Raw genomic sequence first — 23289 nt, 5'->3', positions numbered from 1 at the left:
ATTTCAGATCGTTCCCACTTTTCTCGGTGACATAGCCTTTTGTATTACAGGTATTATTGCTTGTTGGCTATTCTTGCCTGTCCTGATCATTTGGAGGTCTCATGCGCGTTCCACCACCCATCCGTCTTGCCTGCCTTGCCCTGATTGCCACCCTGGCCGCGCCCGTGCTGGCGCAGACGCCGCCGATGACGCCCGATATCGGCGCCAAACTGGTGATGCCGGATGTAAACGACTATGTCAAGCGCGTGGTGATGATCCCCATGCGTGACGGCGTCAAGCTGTACACGGTGATCGTGGTGCCGAAGGGTGCAAAACGCGCGCCGATCATGCTCACGCGCACGCCCTACAACGCGGCCAGGCGGGCCCAGCGCACCACCAGCGGCAGCATGCTGGCGATGCTGCCGCAAGGCGATGACACCCTGGTCGAGAACGGCTATATCCGCGTGTTCCAGGATGTGCGTGGCAAGCATGGTTCCGAAGGCGACTATGTGATGACGCGGCCGGTGCGCGGTCCACTCAATAACACCAGGGTCGACAATGTGACTGACGCCTGGGACACCATAGACTGGCTGTCGAAAAACATACCCGAATCGAACGGCAAGGTCGGCATGCTCGGTTCCTCCTATGAGGGCCATACTGTACTGATGGCGCTGGTCGACCCGCACCCTGCACTGAAGGTAGCGATCCCGATGAGCGCCATGGTCGACGGCTGGCGCGGCGACGACTGGTTCCACAACGGCGCCTTCCGCATGCCCAGCTTGTCTTACCTGGCCTGGCAGACCAGCGCGCGCGGCGGCGGCGAGTCGCCGGTGCTGGGTGTGTATGACGATTACGACGCTTACTTGCGCATCGGCTCGGCCGGCGACTTTGCCAAAAAGTTCGGCATCGACAAGCTGACCTACACCAAAAAACTGTTCGAGCACCCGGCCTACGACAGCTACTGGCAGGAGCAGGCGCTCGACAAAATCCTGGCCAAACGGCCGTTGACCGTGCCGACCATGCACGTGGTGGGGCAGTGGGACCAGGAAGATATCTACGGCGCCTACGCTACCTATGCGGCGATGGAAGGCAAGGACAAGCTCAACAACCTCAATTACCTGGCCGTCGGCCCATGGCGCCATAGCGGCGTCAATTATGAAGGCTCCAGCCTGGGCGCCTTGAAATTCGACGGCGACACGGCGCGCCAGTTCCGCGAAAAGGTGATGCAGCCGTTCCTGAATCAATACCTGAAGGACGATGCGCCGCAGGCGAACACGGCGCCTGTCGTGTCTTACCAGAGCGGCACCAATCAATGGCAGCGGCTGCAGCGCTGGCCGCTGGCCTGCGACAGCTGCGACACGAAACTGACCTCGATCTATCTGCAGGACGGCAATCAGCTGGGCTTCAATGCGCCAGCCGGCGCGCCTGAAGCCAGTGGCGCCTTCGACGAATACGTGGCCGATCCGGCCAAGCCGGTGCCGTTCGTGGCGCGCCCCGTGCGCCTGAACGATGGCGACGTGTGGAAGCCATGGCTGGTCAGCGACCAGCGCGGCTACGCTGACCGCACCGACGTGCTCAGCTATATGTCGGCGCCGTTGAAAGAGGCCGTGCGCATCGCCGGCGCACCGATGGTCAATCTGTTTGCCAGCACCAGCGGCAGCGACAGCGACTGGGTGGTCAAGCTGATCGATGTCTACCCGGACGAAGTGCCCTCGCAGCCGGCCATGGGCGGCTACCAGCTGGGCGTGGCGATGGACATTTTCCGTGGCCGCTACCGCGACAGCCTGGAGCACCCCAGCGCGATACCATCAGGCAAGGTCGAGCGCTACCGCTTCGCGCTGCCGAACGCCAACCACGTGTTCCTGCCGGGCCACCGCATTGCTGTGCAGATCCAGTCGAGCTGGTTCCCGCTGTACGACCGCAATCCGCAAACCTTCGTGCCGAACATTTTCCTGGCGCATCCGCAGGATTACAAAAAGGCGACCCAGCGCGTATATCACGCGGCCGGCAGCTCCAGTGCGGTCGAGTTGCCGATTATCCCGGCCGACGAGGCTGCTCGCCTGGCACGCTAAGGCTGGCCTGCGCCTGATCTGATGGTGCGTGGAGCATCAGCGCATGCTGCATGCGCGCCGCTTCGCGCAGCGGGCTGCGGCCAAACAGGCGCGTGAATTCGCGGCTGAACTGGGTCGTGCTGGCATAGCCGACCCGGTGCGCGGCGCTGGCCGCATTCAGGCCATCTTGCACCAGCAGCAAACGCGCTTTGTGCAGGCGCGTGGTTTTCAGGTATTGCATCGGCGTGGTGCCGGTTACTGCCTTGAAGCCGGCATGAAACGCAGGCATGCTCATGTCGGCTGCCAGCGCCAGCGTGGCCACGTCGAGCAATTCGGTGTAATTACCATGGATGCGCCGCAGCGCCTTGCCGATCCGGCCGAACTGGCTGTGCTGCGCCAGCGCCGCGCGGATCGCGCCGCCTTGTGGCCCGCGCAACACCCGGAACACGATCTCGCGCACAATCCCGGGGCCCAGTATGGCTGCCTCCAGCGGCTGCGCCAGCACTTGGCACAGGCGCAATACGGCGTCATCCATCGCCGTGTCCATCGGCGTCGCCGCAATGCCGGATGGCGAGGTATCGTCTCCTTGCTGCGTTTGCGGCGCACCTGCCTGGCCTAGCGCCAGCGTCAGCTCGGCTGCCAGTTCCATGTCGATACGCACTACCACCGCCAGCATTGGTTCAGCGGCACTGGCCTCGGTTTCGCTCTCGAACGGCAAGGGCAGTGCCAGCACCAGATAATGGCGCGCGTCATAGACATACTGCCGGCCACCGAGGAAACCGCGCTTGCGGCCCGAGCAGACTATCACGATGCCCGGCTGGTACAGCACCGGCATGCGCGGCAAGGCGCTGTTGGCGCGCATGAAGCTGACGGCATCGAGCGCGGAGGCCGTATAGCCCTCGTGCGGTACCAGCATATCGAGCAACTGGCGCAAGCTGGCATGGTGCTGCAAATTTGGCATGAGCTTACCCGGGTTCAAGGATCAGGCAGTTATTTTGCCAGTAACCGTGCCGGAAAGTCGATACGGAATAGTTTCAGGCAATCATTGCAGAGCTTCAGGCAGCCTGTGTGCATGCCGGAACGCCACACTGTGCATTTACCAACCGAGGGAGCACAGCATATGAATGACAGCAAAGTCGTCTTGATCACGGGGGCGAGCAGCGGCATCGGCGAGGCGACCGCGCGCCTCCTGGCGTGCAGGGGCATGCGCGTCGTGCTGGGTGCGCGCCGTACGCCATGCCTGGAGGCATTGGCCGCCGCCATCCGTGCCGAGGGTGGACAGGCACACTACCGGCAGCTCGATGTCACCGACTTTGACGATGTGCAGGCGTTTGCCGATTTCGCTATCGCGCACCATGGCCGCATCGATGTCTGGATCAACAATGCCGGCGTGATGCCCTTGTCCATGCTGGCTGAACGCAAGGTCGACGAATGGAACCGCATGCTCGACGTCAATGTGCGCGGCGTGCTGCATGGCATTGCTTGCGCCTTGCCCGCGATGCAGGCGCAGCGCAGTGGCCAGATCATCAATCTGGCATCCATCGGCGCCTACACCGTCAGCCCGACTGCGGCGGTCTACTGCGCCACCAAGTTTGCGGTGGCGGCAATCTCGGAAGGGCTGCGGCAGGAGGTGGGCGCCGATATCCGCGTTACCGTGGTGTCGCCCGGTGTCACGCAGTCGGAACTGGCCGAGTCGATTTCCGATCCGGCCGCGCGCGAAGCGATGCGCACATTCCGGCAGGGAGCAATTCATCCCGATGCGATCGCCCGGGCAATTCAATTTGCCATCGAGCAGCCGGCCGATGTCGATGTCAGTGAAATCATCGTGCGCCCGACGTCGAGTCCTTACTGAACAGTCAGCGCGGCCGTATGCTGGCCGACAGCAGTTCGGGCCGGTGGTCGCGCTGGAAGCTTTCCATGATGGCGCCCGAGCGGGCGGCTTTCTCCAGCAGTTCTCGCAATACCGCCTGGTCGCCCGGACTGAGCGATTTGCGTGAAATATAGGCACCAGAGAGGCCCCAGGGCAGTTCCGGCAGCGCTTCCAGGCGCAGCCGGTCGGCCAGGCCCAGCACGCGCGCATCGTTTTGTACCGCGCCCGACAAAATGGTGGGGTTCATGATGGTGGCATCGATAAAGCCGCTTTGCATCAGGCGCGCCACGGACAGGGCGTCGACTTCGTAGAACAGCCGCCCCTGGCTGCTCAGTTCCTTGGCCAGCGCCTGGTAGGGCAGGCCATAGTCGTAGCCACGCACCAGCGCTACGCGCAGTTCGCGCCGTTCGACCAGTTCCTGCATGCTGGCAACCGGTTGGCGCGCGCCTTGCAGGGAAATCAGCAGTGGGCGGTTGCCCAGCAGTGGCACGAACAGGCCATGCTGGTCGCGCCGCGGCGTGCTGCTGGCCGGAATCAGCAGGTCGGCCTTGCCGGTTTCGTACAAGGCTTCCAGGCGGGCACGCGGCACCACGCTGAAGATGAAATTGCAGCCGATTTTGGCGCCCATGGTGCGCAGGATCTCCGGATAGATGCCGCTGACCGTGGCGCCGCTGCCGACCACGCTGGCTCCGATCTGCGATACCGGCACATGGATATCGCGCGAGCAAGCGGCCCATGCCGCCAGGGGCAAGGCCAGCAACAATGCCGCCGCGGTACCGCGCCAGGCGCTGCAATAAAAATCAGTCATCCCCATCCTTGCTTGCCATCGGCTCTCGCCTCGGTAAGGCGCAGCCAATTTTGCCGTTTATCTGTGAAGTTGTCTCTTATTGTAGCGTATTTTTGTTTTTATGTTTCCTTATGGTAATGTTATCCAGTGGGCTATTTTGTCGCGGAAACCGCTGGCCCTGTTTCACCTTGTGCCTTGAAGTAACGCCACGCCACGATCATGCCCAGAGTCTGCATGATGGCGCAGACAAAAAAGGTGCTGCCGATGCGCCAGTCATTGGCCGGCAAATGGCTGACCTCGCCAAGGATAAGGCTGCCCAGCAGCGGCATGATGATGCCCAGGCTGCTGATCGACTGCAATGAACCCATCAGTTCGCCCTGTTCGCCGGCCGCCGACCCTGTCGAGATAATGCCTTGCAGGGCGGGTCCGGCCGCGAACGCCAGCAGGTTGCACAGGATCAGCGCATACATCATCCAGCCTTCGGTCGCCAGGCCATACAGCAGATAAGTGATGGCGCCCGAGGCCATGCCCAGCAGCGACAAGCGTACTTCGCCCAAACGCCTGATCAGAATACCCAGCAAACCGGCCTGCACCACCGCTGCGCACAGGCCCACACAGAACAGCGCGATGCCATTCTGGCGCGGCGTCCAGTCGAAGCGAAAGTGCGTGTACAGCACCCAGGTGGTGTTGAGCATCATTTGCGCAAACGTCATCAGGCCGAAGGCCAGCACCAGGCCGCGGATCTCCACCCGCCGCGCCAGCTTGACCAGAGCCGAGAACGGATTGATGCGGGCCAGGGTGAACGGTGCGCGCGGCCCGGGCGCCAGCGATTCGGGCACCATGAAGTAGCCATAGATAAAGTTTGCCGCAGACAGCGCGCCTGCAACAAAGAAGGGCAGGTGCAGATTGATATCGCCCAGCAAGCCGCCCAGCATGGGGCCGCAGATAAAGCCCAGGCCGAAAGCGGCGCCGATCTTGCCGAAACTTTTGGCGCGGTTGTCCGGCGTGGAAATATCGGAGGCATATGCCGAAGCGACCGACATGCTGGCCGACGAGACGCCACCGATAATGCGGCCGATAAACAGGCAGGCCAGGTTGGGCGCCCAGCCAGTGGCCAGGAAGTTGACGCACATGCCGGCCATGGAATACAGCAGCACGGGGCGACGCCCGACGCGGTCGCTGATGGCGCCCAGCATGGGCATGAAGATGAATTGCAGCAGGCCAAACACGGCCGCCATGATGCCGTACCACATGGCTTGCTGGTCCTTGCCATCGACAAAATCGCCGATCAGGATCGGCAGCACCGGCACCACCAGGCCTATGCCCAGCATGTCGATAAAGACGCAGACCAGGATGAAATTGAGATTGCCGGCACGCGCGGGCGCGGTAGCAGGGGAAGAGTCGGGGGTGGCGTGGTCGGTCATGCAAGCTTTCTGCCATGGTTGGCGTGGCGCCGGTGCCGGGACGGCGCAGCGCGCTGGGCTTTGTATTATAGACAGCGCCCACCGCGCTGGCTATTGCTCGCTACGATGCCGTTGCGGGCTGTGCCGGAGCCCATTCCTCGGCAAAAGTGGCGCGAAAATCGAGCAGTATCTGCAGCCGTTGCCCGGCCAGCGCGCGCCCGGCTGGCGTTTGCATCTTGCCGGGCAGCTTGTCAAGCTTGGTGACGATATGGTCGAGCGAATACGCCTTGTCGTCGAGCGGGCGGTGCAGCGCCAGCGGATCACTGCCGTGGGCCAGCGCGCTGTCCATGCGGGCCGCCGTATAAAACATGCGCGCCAGGCCGACCGCGCCTAGCGCATCGATACGGTCGGCATCCTGCACGATTTGCGCTTCGATGGTGGTGGGCGTCAGGTTGGCGGAAAAACTGTGGGTTTCAATGGCGTGGGCAACGGCGGGCAACTTGTCTTCCGGGAAACCGACTCCGGCCAGCTGACTGCAAGCCAGTGCGGCCGCCTGGCGCGAGGCCAGGTGACGTTCAGCATGGTTTTTCGGCAGGTTGACCAGGTCGTGCAGGTAGCTGGCGGCCATCACCACCAGGGCATCTGCCTGTGGGTAATCTTGCAGCAGGATAGCCGCATTGCGCCAGACGCGGTGCAGATGGTTGATATCGTGGGCGCTGTCGTCGCCCAGGCTGGCCGAAGCGAGCGCCAGCAGACGAGGTTGCCATTGAGTCAGCAAAACTTGCATGGTGATGAAATCGTGAAAAGCAAAGGTGCCAGTGTGGCATAAAACGTGGCACCCGGCGATCGCACGACATTCGGCGTTCTTTTTTAGTGCATTGAGAATTTACATGCGTTAATATTGCCCCATTGCAATTACAATGCATTATTTAATAATTTTCACGCGCGACACAGCAGGCCATGAGCCGTTGTGTCTTTCGCTTCTCCAAAGGAATAACATGAACACCACCACCAGCGAAACAGGCGGCGTCGCCAAGGCTGCCGAATACCTGGCTTTTACCCTGGGCCAGGAAGAATATGGCATCGATATTCAGAAAGTCAGCGAAATTCGCAGCTATGAAACGCCGACCCGTATCGCCAACGCGCCCGAGTTCGTCAAGGGCGTGGTCAATCTGCGTGGCATCATCGTGCCGATCGTCGACATGCGCATCAAGTTCAACCTGGGTACGCCCAGTTATGACCAGTTTACCGTCGTCATCATCCTCAATATCGGCAACCGCGTGGTTGGCATGGTGGTCGACCGCGTCTCCGACGTGACGACCTTGCTGCCGGAACAGATCAAGCCGGCGCCCGACATGGGTCGCTCGATCAATACCGAATACGTGATCGGCCTGGGCACCATCGACGAGCGCATGCTGATACTGGTCGATATCGATCAGCTGATGTCGAGCGCCGACATGGGCCTGATCGAAAAACTGGCAGCCTGATCGGCTGGCTTCTACCTTGCTTTGCCCCGTTTTTCCAGCGTGACAGGCGCACGGTTTGCATGCAAACCGTGCGCTTCTTTTCATCAAGGCCCGATTCCTCCAGCAGCAAGCCGGCGCGCCCTTGGGCGGCGTTTTTGCCGTCATCTTGTTGTTATCAATGCTGATCACCAGCATCACTCGCAGTCCATGCGCGCCGCTGCAACGCTGTCACATTCCGCCTTGCTCTCTTCTTGTTTTTCTTATACCGTGTTGCTAGGACGCAATTTTCGTCGTTTTCCGGGATAAATATATGAATTTTTTACGAAACATCAGCATCGGTATGCGCCTGGGCCTGGGCTTTGCCGGCATTTTGTTGTTTTCCATGCTGATCACCGGCATCAGCGTGTGGCGTCTGCACAATGTGGCGACCGACACGCGCGCCATGATGGAACAGCCGCTGGCCAAGGAGCGCTATATTTCCGACTGGTACAGCAAGATTGACAGTGGCATCCGCCGTACCACGGCGATCGCGCGCAGCAGCGACACCTCGCTGAGCACCTATTTTGCGGAAGAATCGAAGGCCTCGTCAGTCGTCTCGGGCGAGCTGCAAAAGAAAATCGAAGCCTTGCTGTCGTCGCCGGAAGAAAAGGAGATCTTTCGCCAGGTCGGCGAGATGCGCAAGGTCTACCTCAGTTCGCGCGACCAGATTTACAAGATGAAGGCGGACGGCCAGCTGGACGAGGCGAAAGTGGTGTTTGAAGGCACTTTTGTACCGGGCTCTGCCAAATTCCAGAAACTGGTGCAGGACTTGCTGCTGCACCAGCGCGCCAGCATTGACGCCACGGCCCATGAGATCGACGCCATGGCTGTTTCCAGCCGCAACCTGCTGCTGGGCCTGGCCGTGCTGGCGCTGGCTTTCGGCACCGTCTGCGCCTGGTTGCTGACCACCAGCATCGTCCACCCGCTGCGCACGGCGGTGGAGGTGGCGCGCAGGGTGGCCGATGGTGATCTGACGGCGCAGATCGACGCCGATGCCAAAGATGAAACCGGGCAATTATTGCTGGCCCTGAAGGAAATGAATGCCAGCTTGCTGCGCATCGTCGGCGAAGTGCGCGGCGGCACCGACAGCATCGCCACCTCGTCGACGCAGATTGCGGCCGGCAACCAGGATTTGTCGAGCCGCACCGAGCAGCAGGCCGGTTCGCTGGAAGAAACTGCGTCGTCAATGGAGGAACTGACCTCGACCGTGAAGCAGAACGCCGACAACGCGCGCCAGGCCAATCAGCTGGCGGCCTCGGCCGCGCAAGTGGCGGTCAAGGGCGGCGAAGTGGTGGCGCAGGTGGTCGGTACCATGGAATCGATCAACAGCTCGTCGAACAAGATCGTCGACATTATTGCCGTGATTGACGGGATTGCCTTCCAGACCAATATCCTGGCCCTCAACGCGGCGGTGGAAGCGGCGCGCGCGGGCGAGCAGGGCCGGGGCTTTGCCGTGGTGGCGTCGGAGGTGCGCAGCCTGGCGCAGCGCTCCGCATCTGCGGCGAAAGAAATCAAGACCCTGATTGGCGCGTCTGTCGAGCAAGTCAATGCGGGCAGCATGCTGGTTGCCGAGGCCGGCTCGACCATGAACGATATCGTTGCCAGCGTGCAGCGCGTGAGCGACATCATTACCGAAATCACGGCCGCCAGCAGCGAGCAAAGCGTGGGCATCGACGAGATCAACCGTGCCATCGGCCAGATGGACGCCGTGACGCAGCAAAATGCGGCGCTGGTGGAAGAGGCGGCGGCGGCCGCCGAATCGATGCAGAACCAGGCGCAGCGGCTGGCCGAGGTGGTCAGTGTATTCAAGCTGCATGGCAGCAGGGCGCTGGTCCTAAGGTAAGCTGGCGATTGCCATCTGCGACAACCGGTCCGCCTCGCCATTGCGGTGACGCGGCACCCACCGCAAGCTTGCTTGCGGCAATTGTTCCATCAGCGCCAGCACCCCGGCGCGCTGCGTGGCCAATCCTTTGACAACGGTGGTGCCCAGTACATCATTGATCACTACCTGGCTGTCGCCAAACAGCAGCAGCTGTGCCGGCCTGAGCTTGACGGCCGCGTGCAGCAAGGCAGTCAGGGCCGCATATTCGGCGTCGCTGCTGTCGCCTTCGCCGGCCGCTTCGCTGATTTCGATGCGTTCTCCGCCTGGCCCCAGCAGCAGGGCGCCGATGCCCAGGCGGCCCGGATTCGGGTGGGCCGAACCGTCGAACCAGCCGCGCCAGGCCAGCGGCCCACCGTCATCCTGGCGCTTTGCCGCATGCTGCTCGCGCCGCAGCTGCGCCTTGCGCGCAGAGACTTCCGATACCATTACTTGATGAACAGCAGGTCGACCAGCGCCGCGATCCAGCAGGCAACCAGCACGCCGACGGCCACTTGCATGCCGGGGCCGTCGTTGGCGGACAGGGCCGCCACTTTTTCCGTGATCAGCTGTACGTCGAGCGGCAGGGCGCCGCTGTTGATCTGGTCCATGATCTGCCCGGTGCGCTGCATGATGTTGTTGATCACCAGCAGCAGCGCGATCAAGGACGGCACCAGGAACAGCGCGCCGCGCGCCTTGCGGCCCAGCAGCAAATGTCCGGTGCCGGGAAACACCAGGGTCGACAGCAAAATGGCCTTGGGCCGTTTGGAAGAGAGTGTGCCGCTCATGCGCGCCTTCACGGTGGTTACAAGCGGCACATCATACTATTGCCAGCCGAATTTGCGCAGATATACGCGTTTCATCAGGGTTGTCAGCACCGTGTAGGCCACCAGGATGGCCAGCAGCCACGGGAAGTAGGCCAGCGGCAGCGCCTGCAGCTTGAAGTAGCTGGCCAGCGGTCCCATCGGCAGGAATACGCCCACCGCCATGATGGCCGTGGTCGCCACCAGCAGCGGCACCGAGGCGATGCTGTCGATAAAGGGCAGCTTGGGCGTGCGGATCAGGTGCACGATCAGGGTCTGCGTCAACAGGCCCACGACAAACCAGCCCGACTGAAACAGAGTCTGCTGGGCCGGCGTATTGGCGCCGAACACATGCCACATCAACACAAAGGTGCTGATGTCGAAGATCGAGCTCAAGGGGCCGAAAAACACCATGAAGCGGCCGATATCGCGCGGGTTCCAGCTCAGGGGCTGCTGTATCAGTTCGGCATCGACGTTATCAAACGGAATCGCGATCTGCGACACATCGTACAGCAGGTTCTGCACCAGCAGATGCAGCGGCAGCATTGGCAGGAAGGGCAAAAAGGCGCTCGCTACCAGCACGGAAAATACATTGCCGAAGTTCGAGCTGGCCGTCATGCGGATGTATTTCAGCATATTGCTGAAAGTGCGGCGGCCTTCGAGCACGCCTTCTTCCAGCACCATCAGGCTTTTTTCCAGCAAGATGATGTCGGCCGCCTCCTTGGCGATATCGACGGCGGAATCGACCGAGATGCCGATATCGGCTGCGCGCAGGGCTGGCGCGTCGTTGATGCCGTCACCCATGAAGCCGACGATATGGCCGTTGCCGCGCAGGGCGCGCACCAGGCGTTCCTTGTGCAGCGGGCTGAGCTTGGCAAACACCGTGTGGCTTTCTGCCGCCTGCGCCACTTGTGCATCGTCCATGTCGTCCAGTTCCGGTCCCTGCAGCACGCCGCGCACCGCCAGGCCCACTTCGCGGCAGATCTTCGCCGTCACCAGGTGATTGTCGCCTGTCAGCACCTTGACCGTCACGCCGTGTTCCTTGAGTGCGCGCAGGGCCGGCGCCGTCGATTCCTTCGGCGGGTCGAGAAACGCCACATAGCCGATCAGGGTCAGCGCCGTTTCGTCCGCCACGCCATACACAGTTTTATGCGGCGGCACTTCCTTGACGCCCACGGCCACCACGCGCAAGCCTTCGGCGTTCAGGCCATGGGTGGTGGCCAGCACGCGGTCGAGCAGGGTGGTGTCGAGCGGCACGTCTACACCATCGAGGCGCAGATGGCTGCAAGCGGCCAGCATTTCCTCGACCGCGCCCTTGCAGATCAGCTCGTGGTGGTCATTGCGCTCGGACACCACTACCGACATGCGGCGGCGCACGAAATCAAACGGGATTTCATCGACCTTCACATAGTCGCGCGCCAGCTGCATTTCCGTCTGCAGTTGCACATGGTCGAGCACGGCGCGGTCGAGCAGGTTTTTCAGGCCGGTCTGGTAGTGGCTGTTCAGGTAGGCAAAGCGCAGCACCTCGTCGGACGGTTGGCCGAACACATCGGTATGGCGCTCCAGCACGATTTTGTCCTGCGTCAGGGTGCCGGTCTTGTCGGTGCACAGCACATCCATGGCGCCAAAGTTCTGGATGGCATCGAGGCGCTTGACCACCACTTTCTTTTTCGCCAGTTTCACTGCGCCCTTGGCCAGGGTGCTGGTGACGATCATCGGCAGCATTTCCGGCGTCAGGCCGACGGCCACCGACAGCGCGAACAGGAATGCTTCCATCCAGTCGCCCTTGGTCCAGCCATTGATCAGGAACACCAGCGGCGCCATTACCAGCGCAAAGCGGATCAGCAGCCAGCTGACGCTGTTGACACCCGCTTCAAACGCCGTCGGCGTGCGCTCGGTGGCCGTGACGCGGGTGGCAATTGCGCCGAAATACGTGCGGTTGCCGGTGGCCAGCACCAGCGCCGTGGCTGCGCCCGAAATGACATTGGTGCCCATGAACAGCAGGTTGGCCAGGTCCATCGGGTTTTTGTTTTCGCCATCGGCCAGCTCGACCATCTTTTCCACCGGCAAGGATTCGCCCGTCATCGCCGACTGGCTGACAAACAGGTCCTTGGCGGTGAGCAAGCGGCAGTCGGCCGGTATCATGTCGCCGGCCGACAGCACGATGATGTCGCCCTGCACCAGTTGCCGGATGGCCAGTTCCTGCTGCTGGCCATCGCGCAGCACGGTAGCGGTATTGCCGACCATGGCTTTCAGGCGTTCGGCGGCGCGGTTCGAGCGGCCTTCCTGCACGAAGCGCAAGAGGGTCGACAGTATCACCATGCTGCCGATGACGATGGTCGCCTTGGCGTCTTCGGTCAGGTAGGAAACAATCGCCAGAACGGTGAGCAGCAGGTTGAACGGGTTCTTGTAGCACAGCCACAGATGCTGGTACCAGGCCAGCGGCTTTTCGTGCTCGACTTCATTCGGGCCGGTCTGCGCCAGCACGGCCTGCGCCTCGTCGTCGGACAAGCCCGCTTCACGCGTGGACAACCGTGCCATGGCATCGGGCAAGGCTTCGGTGGCGGCCGCCAGCAACTGGCGCGCCAGGTGGTCGGGCACGGCGCGCGAGGTGCTGTTTTCCAGTGGCATAGTTTGGCGGCGGAAATGGCCGGCCGTGTGGCGCTTGCGCAGGAACGATTCGAACAGGCGGGTGAAGAGGGTCATGGCTCTTCCTTTCAGGCGAAGTATGGTTGCGGCAGGAACAGATATGCAGGCCGTGCGGACGCGGTAGTGCGTTGTAGCGTTTGATGGCAGATCATCACCGTTCTCCTGTCGAGGCAGGGAGGTCAGGCGAGACTTGTCGCCGGGCGCAGGCAAGATGCCGTTACCGCGGTCGGGCTCAGTAGCCGTCAGTCAGGACAATCAATGGTCAGGGAGGAAGTGCGCGCCAGTGAACACTGGCGCAGACCACACCTTGCTCGGCAAGGCGCGGCGGGGGAGCGGACGCGTATTTGCCGGGATTAATTGTCGATGCAAGATCGACTACTGTCACTGGAACAAGTACCCACGTGGAACTCCGTAAAATGAATAATGCACGGATCATAAAAGTGCAGCTTGGCAAGGTCAAGCAAATATCGGTTACATTACCAAAGCGTAATGTACGCGCTGGCGCGAGCCTGTCATGGTGTCTTTTTAGGCGGCTTTTCCGGATTGAAATCCATCGACCAGATCACCGAATTGATCTTCCAGCCTTGCGTGGTGCGCACCAGTTGCCACGCTTCCTGACCCCAGTTGGAGCGATAGTCGCCACGGTTAAAGTTGTAGTCGAAGTACACCTGGGCGATATCACCGTCGCTGTCGATGCGCACATTATCGAATTTTTCTTCGATGGCTTCCTTGTCGCTGACGATGGAATCGATGAACTTGACGGCGCTGGCGCCCGGCGTGATCTTGTTGACTTTGTCGCCCCGGTCTTCGAGCATGTTCATGCTCTTGTCCTTGATCACGCCGATCCAGGGGATGTTTTCACTGTATAGCAGCTTCATGAAGCTGGCCTTGTCCTTGTTGATCAGGGACAGGCGGAAGGTTTCCACCACTTGCTCCAGTTGCTGGCGGTCGGTTTGCGTTGTTGCGGCCTGTACATTGAAAGCGCTCAACAACAGCGCGGCAAGCAGGGCGGATTTCATGGACACTTTCAAGTGCTTACTCCAGTCGATGTTATGTCAGCAGCAAAATCCACTGCGGACGGTAAAGGGTTCAACACCGCAGCTGATGCTGCGGCAACTGCGGCGCCCCGTCACTCAGGCGGAAGGCGTCTACCACCCTGAGCAGTTCATGCGCCTGGTCCTGCATGCTTTGCGCGGCGGCGGCCGATTGCTCGACCAGGGCGGCATTGCGCTGTGTCAGCCCATCCATTTCAGTGATGGCACTGTTGACTTCCTCGATGCCCTTGCTCTGGCGCTGGCTGGCAGCCGTGATGTCGTTCATGATCTCGGTCACCTGCCTGACCGATGCGACGATATCGCCCATGGTGCGCCCGGCGCTGTCGGCCAACTGGCTGCCAGTTTCTATCCTGGCCACGGAATCTTCGATCAGCTGCTTGATTTCGCGCGCCGCCGTGGCCGAGCGCTGGGCCAGGCCGCGCACCTCGGTGGCGACGACGGCGAAGCCGCGTCCCTGCTCACCGGCGCGCGCTGCTTCCACGGCTGCGTTCAAGGCCAGGATATTGGTCTGGAAAGCGATGCCGTCGATGACGGCGATAATGTCGACGATGCGCCCCGAACTGGCCTTGATCGAGCCCATGGTTTCGACCACCTGGCCGACCACGCGGCCGCCCTCCAGCGCCACGCCCGAGGTCGACAGCACCATCTGGTTGGCCTGGTGTGCATGGCTGGCATTTTCACGCACGGTATCGGTCAGCTGATGCATCGATGATGCCGTTTCCTGCAGCGAATGGGCTTGCGATTCCGTGCGCGCCGACAGATCGGCATTGCCCAGCGCGATTTCGCTCGCCTCCACCGTGATGGTGGAACCGGCCTGCTTGATGTCGCTCAGCAAGGTATTCCAGTTTTGCACGACTGTCGCCAGTGCGCGCGACAGCTTGCCCACTTCGTCGTCGCCGCCGGCATGGATGCGCATGGTCAGGTCGCCAGCGGCCAGCGACTCGGCCGCGCGGCAGGCCTCGTCGATGGGGCGCACCACGGCGCGCGCCACCCAGATGGCGATTGCCGCCAGCACGGCAAAGCCGATGGCCATCGTGCCCAGCGAAAACCAGGCGGCGCGCTGGCCCGCATTCTTGGTCTCCAGCAGTGCATCGCCCGTGCGCTGGTCAAGGTTCTGCAACACCTGATCGAGTTGCTTGCTCACCAGCTGATAGTGCGTGGTGGCACCCTGCATGGCCGCCACACCCGTATTGGGGTCCATCGACGCCAGGTCCAGGGCCTGCGCGATGCTGGCCCGGTAACGTTCGACTGCGGGCAGCGCTTGCGCCGCTTCGGTGGCGGCGCCCGCATAGCTTTTCAGCTCGGTCAAACCGTGCGCAATGGTGTTGAGCTGACTATCGGTTTGCGTGCCGAATTGCTTGAATTGTTCTTCGGAAAGACTGGCGGCGATGGCGATCTTGGCATACACCCCGGCATGCACCTGGCCCAGGGCGATGGCTTGCCGGGTGGCCAGTCGTTCCGCCGCCAGGGTGACACCTTTCAATTCGTGCATGCGCCGCTCGTTCTGCTGCATGGCGAAATAAGACATCGCCCCCATGGCCAGCAGGCAAGCGAGCGCCACCACCGGGACAATCAACATCTTGTTTGCTATTTTCACAGGAAACCCATATTGTTAAAAGAGCGGTGCGTGATCCCGGCAATGGCGGCGTGGTGGCCGGTTACAGGTAGATGCCGCCGCAGACCACGGTTTCGCTCAGCTTTTCACAATACATCGCCTTCGGCTCGATCTTCTTGCTTTCGGGATTCGTGAATTTGTATTCTTGCCAGAAGCTGCCTTTGCTCTTTGCCAGGTCAACGCGCTCCTTGACGAAGGCCTTGCCGTCGATGTCCTTCAGTTCGATCAAATTCTTGCCCACCATTTTGGGGTTGGCGCCATGCGCGACGACGGTGCCATCGAGCTTGTAGACCACCAGATACAAGTCTTGATTGATGAATTGCGGCGTCTTGGCGGTGATTTCCGCGTATGCCTTGGCGTCGCCAGCGCTCTTGATGTACGCCACGCCTTTCTTGACCATGGTTTCGGCATCGGCGCGCGTGGCGCCGCCTTCGGCAGCGCTAACGGCTTGCGGCAGCGCGCTGGTGGCAAGGATGAAGGACAGGCAAACAACAGGGGCTAACTTGGACATTGCAGTCTCCTTGATGGTACGTATTGGAAAGCCGGCACCGGCCGGTGCGACAAGTTGGCACCGATTTGTATGCCGATGTTTCATATTAGCGCGATGCAAGCGATCATGCGCTCATGCAATATATTTATTTTTTTATATTGGCCGTTTTACAACGGCGGACCAGCAATAAAAAAGGCAGGCCGCGTGGCCTGCCTTCGTGTGGATCGAGAGGCCCGTCAAGACGGGCGCTGCTCATTTACTCTTCTTCGTACGAGCTGATCGGTGCGCAGCCGCAGAACAGGTTGCGGTCGCCGTAGACGTTGTCGGCGCGGCCCACCGGCGGCCAGTACTTGCGCTCGCGCAGCGAGGCGACCGGATAGGCCGCCACCGTGCGGCTGTATTTGCGGTTCCAGTCGTCGGCCAGCAGTACCTGCGCCGTGTGTGGTGCGTTTTTCAGCGGATTGTCGTCATGGTCGAATTCACCGCTGGCGACCTTGGCGATCTCGTGGCGAATGGCGATCATGGCGTCGATAAAGCGGTCGATCTCGACCTTCGATTCGCTTTCGGTCGGCTCGATCATCAAGGTGCCCGGTACCGGGAAGCTCATGGTCGGCGCATGGAAACCGAAGTCCATCAAACGCTTGGCCACGTCTTCGTTGCTGATGCCGGTGGCGTCGGTGATCGGGCGCAGGTCCAGGATGCACTCGTGGGCGACCAGCCCGTCGTGGCCGGTGTACAGCACCGGGTAGTGCGGCGACAGGCGGCGCGCGATGTAGTTGGCGGCAAGAATGGCTGTCTCGGTTGCTGCCGTCAGGCCTTCGGCGCCCATCATGGCGATATACATCCACGAGATCGGCAGAATGCTGGCCGAGCCGAACGGCGCGGCACTGACGGCGCCGATGCCGGCGGCGTTGCGCTCGTAACCGAACGAACGCTGGTTGGGCAGGAATTTTGCCAGGTGGGCGCCGACGCCGATCGGACCCACGCCTGGTCCGCCACCGCCGTGCGGGATGCAGAAGGTTTTATGCAGATTCAGGTGCGAGACGTCGCCGCCAAACGAGCCGGGAGCGGCCACGCCGACCAGCGCGTTCATGTTGGCGCCATCGATATACACCTGGCCGCCGTGCGTGTGGATGATCTCGCACAGTTCCTGGATGCCTTCTTCGAACACGCCGTGGGTGGACGGGTAGGTGATCATCACGCAGGCCAGGTTGGCACTGTGTTTTTCCGCTTTTGCTTTCAAGTCGGCCAGGTCGACGTTGCCGTTTGCGTCGCAGCTGGTGACGACTACCTGCATGCCGACCATATTCGCCGAGGCCGGGTTGGTGCCGTGCGCCGACGAAGGAATCAGGCAGATATTGCGGTGGCCTTCGCCGCGCGACTCGTGGTAGGCCTTGATCACCAGCAGGCCCGCGTATTCACCCTGCGAGCCGGCGTTCGGCTGCAGCGAGACTGCTGCGTAGCCGGTCAGCGCGCACAGCATTTCTTCCAGCTGCGCGATCATTTCGCGGTAGCCGACGGTTTGCGCATCGGGCGCGAACGGGTGGATATTCGAGAACTCGGGCCAGGTGACCGGGATCATCTCGGACGTCGCGTTCAGCTTCATGGTGCACGAACCCAATGGAATCATGGTGCGGTCCAGCGCCAGGTCCTTGTCGGCCAGGCTGCGCAGGTAGCGCAGCATTTCGTGTTCCGAGTGGTAGCTGTTGAAAACCGGATGCGTCAGGTAGGCGCTGGTCCGGCTCAGGTTGGCCGGCAGGGCGCTTTCCACCGCTGCTTCGACCTGGTCCAGGTTCGGCGCGGCAGGCGCGTTGGCCACGCCGTGCGCAAACACGGTCCACAGCAGCGCGATATCGTCGCGCGTGGTGGTTTCATCGAGCGACAGGCCGACGTGGCTGGCGTCGATCCTGCGCAGGTTGACGCCGTGGGCAACTGCGGTGGCGTGCAGCGCGTCGGCGTCGGCGACCTCGATCGTCAGGGTGTCGAAATAGGTCTCGTTGACCACCTTGTAGCCCAGCGTTTTCAGGTTGGCCGCCAGCACGCCCGTAAAGCGGTGCACGCGTTTGGCGATCTGCAGCAGGCCGACCGGGCCATGGTAGACGGCGTACATCGAGGCCATCACGGCCAGCAGCACTTGCGCGGTGCAGATGTTCGAGGTGGCTTTTTCACGGCGGATATGCTGTTCGCGCGTTTGCAGCGCCAGGCGGTAGGCCTTGTTGCCTTGCGCATCGACGGTTACACCGACCAGGCGGCCCGACATATTGCGCTTGAAGGCGTCGCGGGTGGACAAATAACCGGCGTGCGGGCCGCCGAAACCGAGCGGCACGCCAAAGCGCTGGCTGTTGCCCACTACCACGTCCGCGCCCCATTCGCCCGGTGGCGTGAGCATCGTCAGGGCCAGCAGGTCGGCCGCGACGATCACCATCGCGCCGTTGGCATGCAGTTTTTCGACGCCGGCGCGGTAGTCGCGCACCACGCCGTTGACGCCCGGGTATTGCAGCAGAACGCCGAAGCAGTCGCCCAGCGCTTCCATTTCTGCAGGGTCAAACACGCGCACGTCGACACCGATCGGCTGGGCGCGCGTTTGCACCACTTCCAGCGTTTGCGGCAGCACGTCGCTGGCGACGTACAGCACGTTCGATTTCGACTTGCCGACGCGCTGGATCAGGGTCATCGCTTCGGCAGCGGCCGTGCCTTCGTCCAGCATCGAGGCGTTGGCGATGCCCATGCCGGTCAGGTCGGTGATCACCTGCTGGAAGTTCAGGATCGCTTCCAGGCGGCCTTGCGAAATTTCTGGCTGGTAAGGCGTGTACGCCGTGTACCAGGCCGGGTTTTCAAAGATATTGCGCAACACCACGCCTGGGGTGAAAGTGTTGTAATAGCCTTGGCCGATCAGTGATTTCAGTACCTGGTTCTTGCCGGCGATGGCTTTCAGGCGCGACAGCGCTTCCTGTTCCGGCATCGGCTGCGAGTAGGCGCCCAATGGCAGTGTGCCCTGGTTGCGGATATTGGCCGGCACCAGCGCATCGATCAGCGCGGCGCGCGAGGCGTAGCCCAAGGTGGACAGCATGGCTTCCTGTTCGGAAGAGGAGGGGCCGATATGGCGGGCGATAAAGGCATCGCGTGCTTCGAGTTGGGTCAGGCTGGTGCGGGTCATGGTATAGAGGCCAAAAAGACTGAAAAAACCGGGGTGCGGCGCGCGGGCGCTGCGCAGAAAAAATGCAAACGGGCCGCAAGCGCGGCCCGTGGATCAAACGTGATTACTCGCCGGTGGCGGCGCCATACGCGGCGGCGTCCAGCAGGCCGTCCAGCGACGACACATCGGCTGGCTTGATCTTGAACAGCCAGTTGGCGTAGGCGTCGGCGTTGATCGATTCCGGCGCGTTGACGACGTCGTCGTTGACGGCAGTAACTTCGCCCGAGACTGGCGCGTAGATATCGCTGGCGGCCTTGACCGATTCGACCACGGCGGCGTCGTCGCCAGCGTTGAAGGTGGCGCCGACATCAGGCAGTTCGACGAACACGATGTCGCCCAGTGCATCCTGTGCGTACTCGGTGATGCCGACGGTGGCCGTGCCGTCCGCTTCCAGGCGTACCCATTCGTGGGAGGCGGTGTACTTCAGGTCTGCAGGAATGTTCATGTGTGGCTCCAGAGGGTAAATGTTCGGTTGTTGGTGATGTTTGATCGGTCTTGCGGGCGGCTCCGGTCGCTTACGCAACCAGGATTTTACCGTTGCGCACGAAAGGCAGCTTGACGACCGAGGCCGCCAGCTGCTTGCCGCGGATTTCCACGTGCACGGTGTCGCCCACGTTGACGCCATTGGGCACGCGTGCCAGCGCGATGGCTTCCTGCATCGACGGGCTGAAGGTGCCGCTGGTGATCTCGCCGGTGGCCTCGTTTCCAGCCACGATGACCTTTTGATGGGCGCGCAGCACGCCGCCTTTTTCGCGCAGGATCAGGCCGACGAATTGCGCATTCTGGCCCTTGGCCACGAGTGCCGCTTTGCCGATAAAGTCGCGCTCGCTGACCAGGTCGATGGTCCAGGCCAGACCGGCGTCGAGCGGATTGACGCTTTCGTCCATGTCCTGGCCGTACAGATTCATGCCCGCTTCCAGGCGCAGCGTGTCGCGCGCGCCCAGGCCGGCCGGCTTGACGCCGGCAGCTGCCAGTGCATTCCACAGCGCCTCGACCTGGGTTGCCGCCACACCGATTTCAAAACCGTCTTCGCCCGTGTAGCCGGTACGCGCCAGCATCACTTCGCCAAATGGCGTGTCTTTGACGATCACGACGTTGAACGGCTTGATCGCTTCGGACGCAGCCTGCGTTTCCGGCAACACCTGCCATACCTTGGCGCGCGCGTTCGGACCCTGCACGGCGACCAGCGCCATCGGATTGTTCGCGCTGCGGCGCTCGGTGATCGTCAGGCCGCTGTTGGTGGCGATGTTCTGCTGCTGCATCCAGGCCACGTCTTTCTCGGCCGTGCCGGCGTTGACCACCAGGCGGAACCAGTTTTCGTTGAAGAAGTAGACGATCAGGTCATCGATGACGGTGCCTTCGGCGTTCAGCATGCACGAGTACAGCGCCTTGCCCGATACCTGCAGCTTGTCGACGTTGTTGGCCAGCAGGCCGCGCAAAAAAGCGCGCACGTTCGGGCCTTCGATGTCGACCACGCACATGTGCGACACGTCGAACATGCCGGCGTCGCTGCGCACGGCGTTATGCTCTTCGATTTGCGAACCATAGTTGACAGGCATGTCCCAGCCGCCGAAATCGACCATGCGGGCGCCGCTGGCACGGTGGGCGTTATTGAGTGGGGTTGCGTTGAGCGGCATTGATTCCTCGGGACGAAGGTGGAAGGGGACGGTTAACAGTACAAGCAGTACAATCAGTACAGTTAACGGCACACAGCATGGCAGCCGACACGGCTTTCCAGCGTGAACATCACCCCCCTGTCCTTGGTACCTGAGAGATTACGGAGAATTGGCTCCGTGCGCCCCTTCGGTGGACCGCCGGCATTGCCGCGGTCGCTCTCCAGAGTTGAGCCGCAGCATGGCCATTGCCATCGTTGCGCCTCGCCTGATCGGTCCTTTTGCCTGAGAGTTTTTGGGTAGTGCCCCTTCGGCGGCAATGCGAGTTTGCCCTCTCCCGATCAAGTGTGGGGAATATATGCCAGCAGGGGGTTTCTGTCAATCTGTAAACAGTCGGCCAGCGTGCACCAAAACAGGGCTTGCGGCCTGATGTTTCCTGCTTGTAAGAATATATGGCATCGTCTCTTGCGCACAATCAGCAAGACCGGCGGCGGGCAGAGAAGTTTGCTATGCTCAACTCCACCATCACCGTCCTTGCCGTAGATTGATTACCATGAGCGAAACCCAAAACAGCATCGAACAGCACGGCTGGTTTACCCTGTCCGGCGACGTCAACAGCGACATGGTGCGCCGCATCTTCAATGCCGTGGCCGACATGACTGAAGACAGGCTGACCACCGCGCACATCCTGATTCAATCGAACGGCGGCTATGTCAGCGACGGCATCTGTCTGTACAACTTCCTGAGCAAGTTGCCGATCAGGCTGGTTACCTACAACACCGGCGCCGTGGCCTCGATCGCCGTCACCCTGTTTCTGGCGGGCCAGCAGCGCTACGCCAGCGAGACGGCGCGCTTCATGTTGCACAAGTCGCATGCCACAGCCTCGCCCGGCGCCCGGCCTGACGCGCTCAGCATCATTGTCGAGGGCTTGCGCGCCGACGACCAGCGCACCGAACGCATCCTGCGCAGCCACGTGGCGTTGAACGAAGAGCAGTGGCTGGTGCACGCCTATTCCGATTTGCACCTGACGGCAGAGCAGGCGCGAGAAGCAGGCCTGGTCGAGGCGATCCGCGATTTTGAAATTCCCAAGGGCAAGCGCCTGACGAATATCTGACAATGCAAACAGGGCTTGGCCCGGCATGCCGGATCAGGCCCTGTTTCTTGTTGTGCCCGGCGGCGAAACGCCGTCAGGTTAGCTAATTATTTGCCGCTTTTGCCGCCACCGCCCGACTGTTTGCTGCCGCCGCTGCCCGACTGTTTGTTGTCGTCGTTTTTGTGGCTCTGGCGACCCGCTTCCACATGTTGCTCATGGGTGCCGCCCTGCGTGCCGCTCGACTGCTTGTTGCCACTGGAGGAGCCGCTGCCCGATTGTTTGTTGCCTTGATCGCCTTTTTGATTCGAGTTCATAATATTTCCTTTTAGAAATGAAAGAGTCACGAAAAAAGTCATCGGCCGGAGCGCATCGGTAAAGAGGCGCCAGTTGGTGCTGGCCTGGCTCCCCTTGGCTGATGTGTGCCGGTAGATGCATGATGCGCGGCAAGCATCAGCCCGACCATCGGAACACCACTTGACGTCGTGTAGGAATTGGCTTGCTTTCTTGATGGAAATATATCGATCAAATGTAATCAGATGTAATAGTCGCGGTTCACGCCCTGAAAAGCCCGTTGTGGCAGCGGCCAGCCGTGGCATAGTGCAGTCTGATCATAAATATACGCAGTGATGATGAATTGGTGGAATGCAGTTTCATTTACGGCCGACATGTCGGTTCTCGGGCCGGCCGGGGTGGCCATCGCGCTCTGGTTGCTGGTGTCCAGGCAGTGGCGCCTGGTGCTTGGCTGGAGCTTGTGGTACGGCGGCGGCATGTTGCTGGTGGTGCTGTCGAAGCTGGCCTTTATCGGCTGGGGCCTCGGTAGCGCCAGGCTGGACTTTACCGGTTTCAGCGGGCACGCCATGCGCGCTGGCGCCGTCTTTCCCGTACTGATGTATGTGGTGTTGCAGCGTGCGCCGCGCTCCTGGCGCCAGGCCGGCGTGCTGTTTGGCGTGGCGTATGCCGTGCTGGTGGCCATTTCACGCGTAGTGGTGCAGGCGCACAGCGTGTCCGAAGCGGTCAGCGGCTGCGTGCTGGGGTTGGCGATGGCCTTCGGCTTTATGTGGCAGGCGCGCGGCGCCGTCAATTTTGCCGTCAGCCATGCGCTGGCGCTGGCCAGCCTGGCCCTGATGGTGCTCATTACCTTCAAGGCCGAGCCGATGCCGACCGAAGACTGGCTGCAGAAAATCGCCTTGCATTTGTCGGGTCATGAACGGGTTTTTTCACGCAACGACTGGAAGCTGGCCGGCCACCCCTGAGCCCGTAGCACACACTGCGGTTTTTTGGCCAGAGAAACCATGGCAAATGGTATGATGGGCCACTTTTTT

The 23289-nt window shown here is 61.5% G+C and carries 20 protein-coding genes and 2 riboswitches; of the genes, 6 read left to right on the top strand and 14 right to left on the bottom strand.

From position 1 onward, the window contains the following. Nucleotides 1–101: 101 nt before the first annotated feature. Complete coding sequence (locus tag ACQ4WM_RS01975; RefSeq protein WP_436545036.1) at nt 102–2051, top strand: CocE/NonD family hydrolase; 1950 nt, start codon at nt 102–104, stop codon at nt 2049–2051. Here ACQ4WM_RS01975 and ACQ4WM_RS01970 read toward each other — a convergent pair. Beyond that, on the bottom strand, nt 2014–2991 hold the full coding sequence (locus ACQ4WM_RS01970; protein ID WP_436545035.1) for an AraC family transcriptional regulator: 978 nt from the start codon (nt 2989–2991) through the stop codon (nt 2014–2016). The two genes, ACQ4WM_RS01975 and ACQ4WM_RS01970, sit on opposite strands and share 38 nt — an antisense overlap. Nucleotides 2992–3150: 159 nt before the next feature. On the opposite strand from ACQ4WM_RS01970, the gene ACQ4WM_RS01965 reads away from it, so the two are divergent. Beyond that, nucleotides 3151–3882: an SDR family oxidoreductase gene (locus tag ACQ4WM_RS01965; protein WP_436545034.1), complete on the top strand. Its 732-nt coding sequence runs from the start codon at nt 3151–3153 to the stop codon at nt 3880–3882. Nucleotides 3883–3886: 4 nt separating this feature from the next. On the opposite strand, the gene ACQ4WM_RS01960 is transcribed toward ACQ4WM_RS01965, so the two are convergent. The 3 genes from ACQ4WM_RS01960 to ACQ4WM_RS01950 all read right to left on the bottom strand — a co-directional run bounded on the left by ACQ4WM_RS01960 (nt 3887) and on the right by ACQ4WM_RS01950 (nt 6877). After that, nucleotides 3887–4708 carry a substrate-binding periplasmic protein gene (locus tag ACQ4WM_RS01960; RefSeq protein WP_436545033.1) on the bottom strand — a complete coding sequence of 274 codons (822 nt, stop codon included), beginning with the start codon at nt 4706–4708 and terminating at the stop codon, nt 3887–3889. A 131-nt stretch (nt 4709–4839) separates the two neighbouring features. Beyond that, nucleotides 4840–6111 (bottom strand): MFS transporter, encoded by a 1272-nt coding sequence (locus ACQ4WM_RS01955; protein WP_436545032.1) that lies wholly within the window; start codon nt 6109–6111, stop codon nt 4840–4842. 100 nt (nt 6112–6211) lie between these two features. Continuing rightward, nucleotides 6212–6877 (bottom strand): HD domain-containing protein, encoded by a 666-nt coding sequence (locus ACQ4WM_RS01950; protein WP_436545031.1) that lies wholly within the window; start codon nt 6875–6877, stop codon nt 6212–6214. A 211-nt stretch (nt 6878–7088) separates the two neighbouring features. Between ACQ4WM_RS01950 and ACQ4WM_RS01945 the strand changes: the two genes are divergently transcribed. Next, complete coding sequence (locus ACQ4WM_RS01945) at nt 7089–7577, top strand: chemotaxis protein CheW (RefSeq protein ID WP_436545030.1); 489 nt, start codon at nt 7089–7091, stop codon at nt 7575–7577. A 289-nt stretch (nt 7578–7866) separates the two neighbouring features. Beyond that, a complete protein-coding gene (locus ACQ4WM_RS01940) occupies nt 7867–9438 on the top strand; it encodes a methyl-accepting chemotaxis protein (RefSeq protein WP_436545029.1) in 1572 nt (523 codons plus the stop codon). Here ACQ4WM_RS01940 and ACQ4WM_RS01935 read toward each other — a convergent pair. The 9 genes from ACQ4WM_RS01935 to gcvT all read right to left on the bottom strand — a co-directional run bounded on the left by ACQ4WM_RS01935 (nt 9430) and on the right by gcvT (nt 20898). Continuing rightward, on the bottom strand, nt 9430–9903 hold the full coding sequence (locus tag ACQ4WM_RS01935; protein ID WP_436545028.1) for a ribonuclease HI family protein: 474 nt from the start codon (nt 9901–9903) through the stop codon (nt 9430–9432). The two genes, ACQ4WM_RS01940 and ACQ4WM_RS01935, sit on opposite strands and share 9 nt — an antisense overlap. Then, nucleotides 9903–10241 carry a hypothetical protein gene (locus tag ACQ4WM_RS01930; protein WP_436545027.1) on the bottom strand — a complete coding sequence of 113 codons (339 nt, stop codon included), beginning with the start codon at nt 10239–10241 and terminating at the stop codon, nt 9903–9905. Before ACQ4WM_RS01930 ends, ACQ4WM_RS01935 begins: the two co-directional genes overlap by 1 nt. 36 nt (nt 10242–10277) lie before the next feature. Beyond that, on the bottom strand, nt 10278–12962 hold the full coding sequence (mgtA, locus tag ACQ4WM_RS01925) for a magnesium-translocating P-type ATPase (protein ID WP_436545026.1): 2685 nt from the start codon (nt 12960–12962) through the stop codon (nt 10278–10280). A 455-nt stretch (nt 12963–13417) separates the two neighbouring features. Further along, the gene (locus ACQ4WM_RS01920) at nt 13418–13924 is read right to left on the bottom strand and encodes a nuclear transport factor 2 family protein (RefSeq protein ID WP_436545025.1); all 507 of its coding nucleotides are present in this window, start codon (nt 13922–13924) and stop codon (nt 13418–13420) included. 70 nt (nt 13925–13994) lie between these two features. After that, on the bottom strand, nt 13995–15539 hold the full coding sequence (locus ACQ4WM_RS01915) for a methyl-accepting chemotaxis protein (protein ID WP_436545024.1): 1545 nt from the start codon (nt 15537–15539) through the stop codon (nt 13995–13997). A 79-nt stretch (nt 15540–15618) separates the two neighbouring features. After that, nucleotides 15619–16086, bottom strand: a complete 468-nt coding sequence (locus ACQ4WM_RS01910; protein WP_436545023.1) for a cache domain-containing protein — start codon at nt 16084–16086, stop codon at nt 15619–15621. Between the two features lie 235 nt (nt 16087–16321). Then, nucleotides 16322–19222, bottom strand: coding sequence for an aminomethyl-transferring glycine dehydrogenase (gcvP, locus tag ACQ4WM_RS01905; protein ID WP_436545022.1), 2901 nt, complete (start codon nt 19220–19222; stop codon nt 16322–16324). A 103-nt stretch (nt 19223–19325) separates the two neighbouring features. Beyond that, nucleotides 19326–19706, bottom strand: coding sequence for a glycine cleavage system protein GcvH (gcvH, locus tag ACQ4WM_RS01900; RefSeq protein ID WP_436545021.1), 381 nt, complete (start codon nt 19704–19706; stop codon nt 19326–19328). A gap of 70 nt (nt 19707–19776) precedes the next feature. Then, the gene (gcvT, locus tag ACQ4WM_RS01895; protein WP_436545020.1) at nt 19777–20898 is read right to left on the bottom strand and encodes a glycine cleavage system aminomethyltransferase GcvT; all 1122 of its coding nucleotides are present in this window, start codon (nt 20896–20898) and stop codon (nt 19777–19779) included. A 107-nt stretch (nt 20899–21005) separates the two neighbouring features. Then, nucleotides 21006–21111: riboswitch (glycine riboswitch) on the bottom strand. 26 nt (nt 21112–21137) lie between these two features. Then, a riboswitch (glycine riboswitch) is annotated at nt 21138–21224 on the bottom strand. A gap of 203 nt (nt 21225–21427) precedes the next feature. Here gcvT and ACQ4WM_RS01890 point away from each other — a divergent pair. After that, a complete protein-coding gene (locus ACQ4WM_RS01890; protein WP_436545019.1) occupies nt 21428–21988 on the top strand; it encodes an ATP-dependent Clp protease proteolytic subunit in 561 nt (186 codons plus the stop codon). An 86-nt stretch (nt 21989–22074) separates the two neighbouring features. On the opposite strand, the gene ACQ4WM_RS01885 is transcribed toward ACQ4WM_RS01890, so the two are convergent. After that, nucleotides 22075–22563 (bottom strand): hypothetical protein, encoded by a 489-nt coding sequence (locus tag ACQ4WM_RS01885; protein WP_436545018.1) that lies wholly within the window; start codon nt 22561–22563, stop codon nt 22075–22077. Between the two features lie 69 nt (nt 22564–22632). Here ACQ4WM_RS01885 and ACQ4WM_RS01880 point away from each other — a divergent pair, with 69 nt between their 5' ends. Then, entirely contained in the window at nt 22633–23220 is a 588-nt protein-coding gene (locus tag ACQ4WM_RS01880; RefSeq protein WP_436545017.1) for a phosphatase PAP2 family protein, read from the top strand. The last annotated feature ends 69 nt before the right edge of the window (nt 23221–23289 follow it).

Origin of the sequence: Janthinobacterium longum (assembly GCF_051380735.1) — a bacterium.
In the GTDB taxonomy this organism is placed as follows: Bacteria; Pseudomonadota; Gammaproteobacteria; order Burkholderiales; family Burkholderiaceae_D; genus Janthinobacterium.
The sequence above is the reverse complement of the archived record's forward strand: the minus strand, read 5'-3'. Positions and strand labels throughout refer to the sequence as shown.

Coding starts and splice junctions, on each gene's coding strand:
- ACQ4WM_RS01975 (WP_436545036.1), top strand. CDS start 102: ATGCGCGTTCCACCACCCATCCGTCTTGCCTGCCTTGCCCTGATTGCC.
- ACQ4WM_RS01970 (WP_436545035.1), bottom strand. CDS start 2,991: ATGCCAAATTTGCAGCACCATGCCAGCTTGCGCCAGTTGCTCGATATG.
- ACQ4WM_RS01965 (WP_436545034.1), top strand. CDS start 3,151: ATGAATGACAGCAAAGTCGTCTTGATCACGGGGGCGAGCAGCGGCATC.
- ACQ4WM_RS01960 (WP_436545033.1), bottom strand. CDS start 4,708: ATGACTGATTTTTATTGCAGCGCCTGGCGCGGTACCGCGGCGGCATTG.
- ACQ4WM_RS01955 (WP_436545032.1), bottom strand. CDS start 6,111: ATGACCGACCACGCCACCCCCGACTCTTCCCCTGCTACCGCGCCCGCG.
- ACQ4WM_RS01950 (WP_436545031.1), bottom strand. CDS start 6,877: ATGCAAGTTTTGCTGACTCAATGGCAACCTCGTCTGCTGGCGCTCGCT.
- ACQ4WM_RS01945 (WP_436545030.1), top strand. CDS start 7,089: ATGAACACCACCACCAGCGAAACAGGCGGCGTCGCCAAGGCTGCCGAA.
- ACQ4WM_RS01940 (WP_436545029.1), top strand. CDS start 7,867: ATGAATTTTTTACGAAACATCAGCATCGGTATGCGCCTGGGCCTGGGC.
- ACQ4WM_RS01935 (WP_436545028.1), bottom strand. CDS start 9,903: ATGGTATCGGAAGTCTCTGCGCGCAAGGCGCAGCTGCGGCGCGAGCAG.
- ACQ4WM_RS01930 (WP_436545027.1), bottom strand. CDS start 10,241: ATGAGCGGCACACTCTCTTCCAAACGGCCCAAGGCCATTTTGCTGTCG.
- mgtA (WP_436545026.1), bottom strand. CDS start 12,962: ATGACCCTCTTCACCCGCCTGTTCGAATCGTTCCTGCGCAAGCGCCAC.
- ACQ4WM_RS01920 (WP_436545025.1), bottom strand. CDS start 13,924: ATGAAATCCGCCCTGCTTGCCGCGCTGTTGTTGAGCGCTTTCAATGTA.
- ACQ4WM_RS01915 (WP_436545024.1), bottom strand. CDS start 15,539: ATGTTGATTGTCCCGGTGGTGGCGCTCGCTTGCCTGCTGGCCATGGGG.
- ACQ4WM_RS01910 (WP_436545023.1), bottom strand. CDS start 16,086: ATGTCCAAGTTAGCCCCTGTTGTTTGCCTGTCCTTCATCCTTGCCACC.
- gcvP (WP_436545022.1), bottom strand. CDS start 19,222: ATGACCCGCACCAGCCTGACCCAACTCGAAGCACGCGATGCCTTTATC.
- gcvH (WP_436545021.1), bottom strand. CDS start 19,706: ATGAACATTCCTGCAGACCTGAAGTACACCGCCTCCCACGAATGGGTA.
- gcvT (WP_436545020.1), bottom strand. CDS start 20,898: ATGCCGCTCAACGCAACCCCACTCAATAACGCCCACCGTGCCAGCGGC.
- ACQ4WM_RS01890 (WP_436545019.1), top strand. CDS start 21,428: ATGAGCGAAACCCAAAACAGCATCGAACAGCACGGCTGGTTTACCCTG.
- ACQ4WM_RS01885 (WP_436545018.1), bottom strand. CDS start 22,563: ATGCCACGGCTGGCCGCTGCCACAACGGGCTTTTCAGGGCGTGAACCG.
- ACQ4WM_RS01880 (WP_436545017.1), top strand. CDS start 22,633: ATGTCGGTTCTCGGGCCGGCCGGGGTGGCCATCGCGCTCTGGTTGCTG.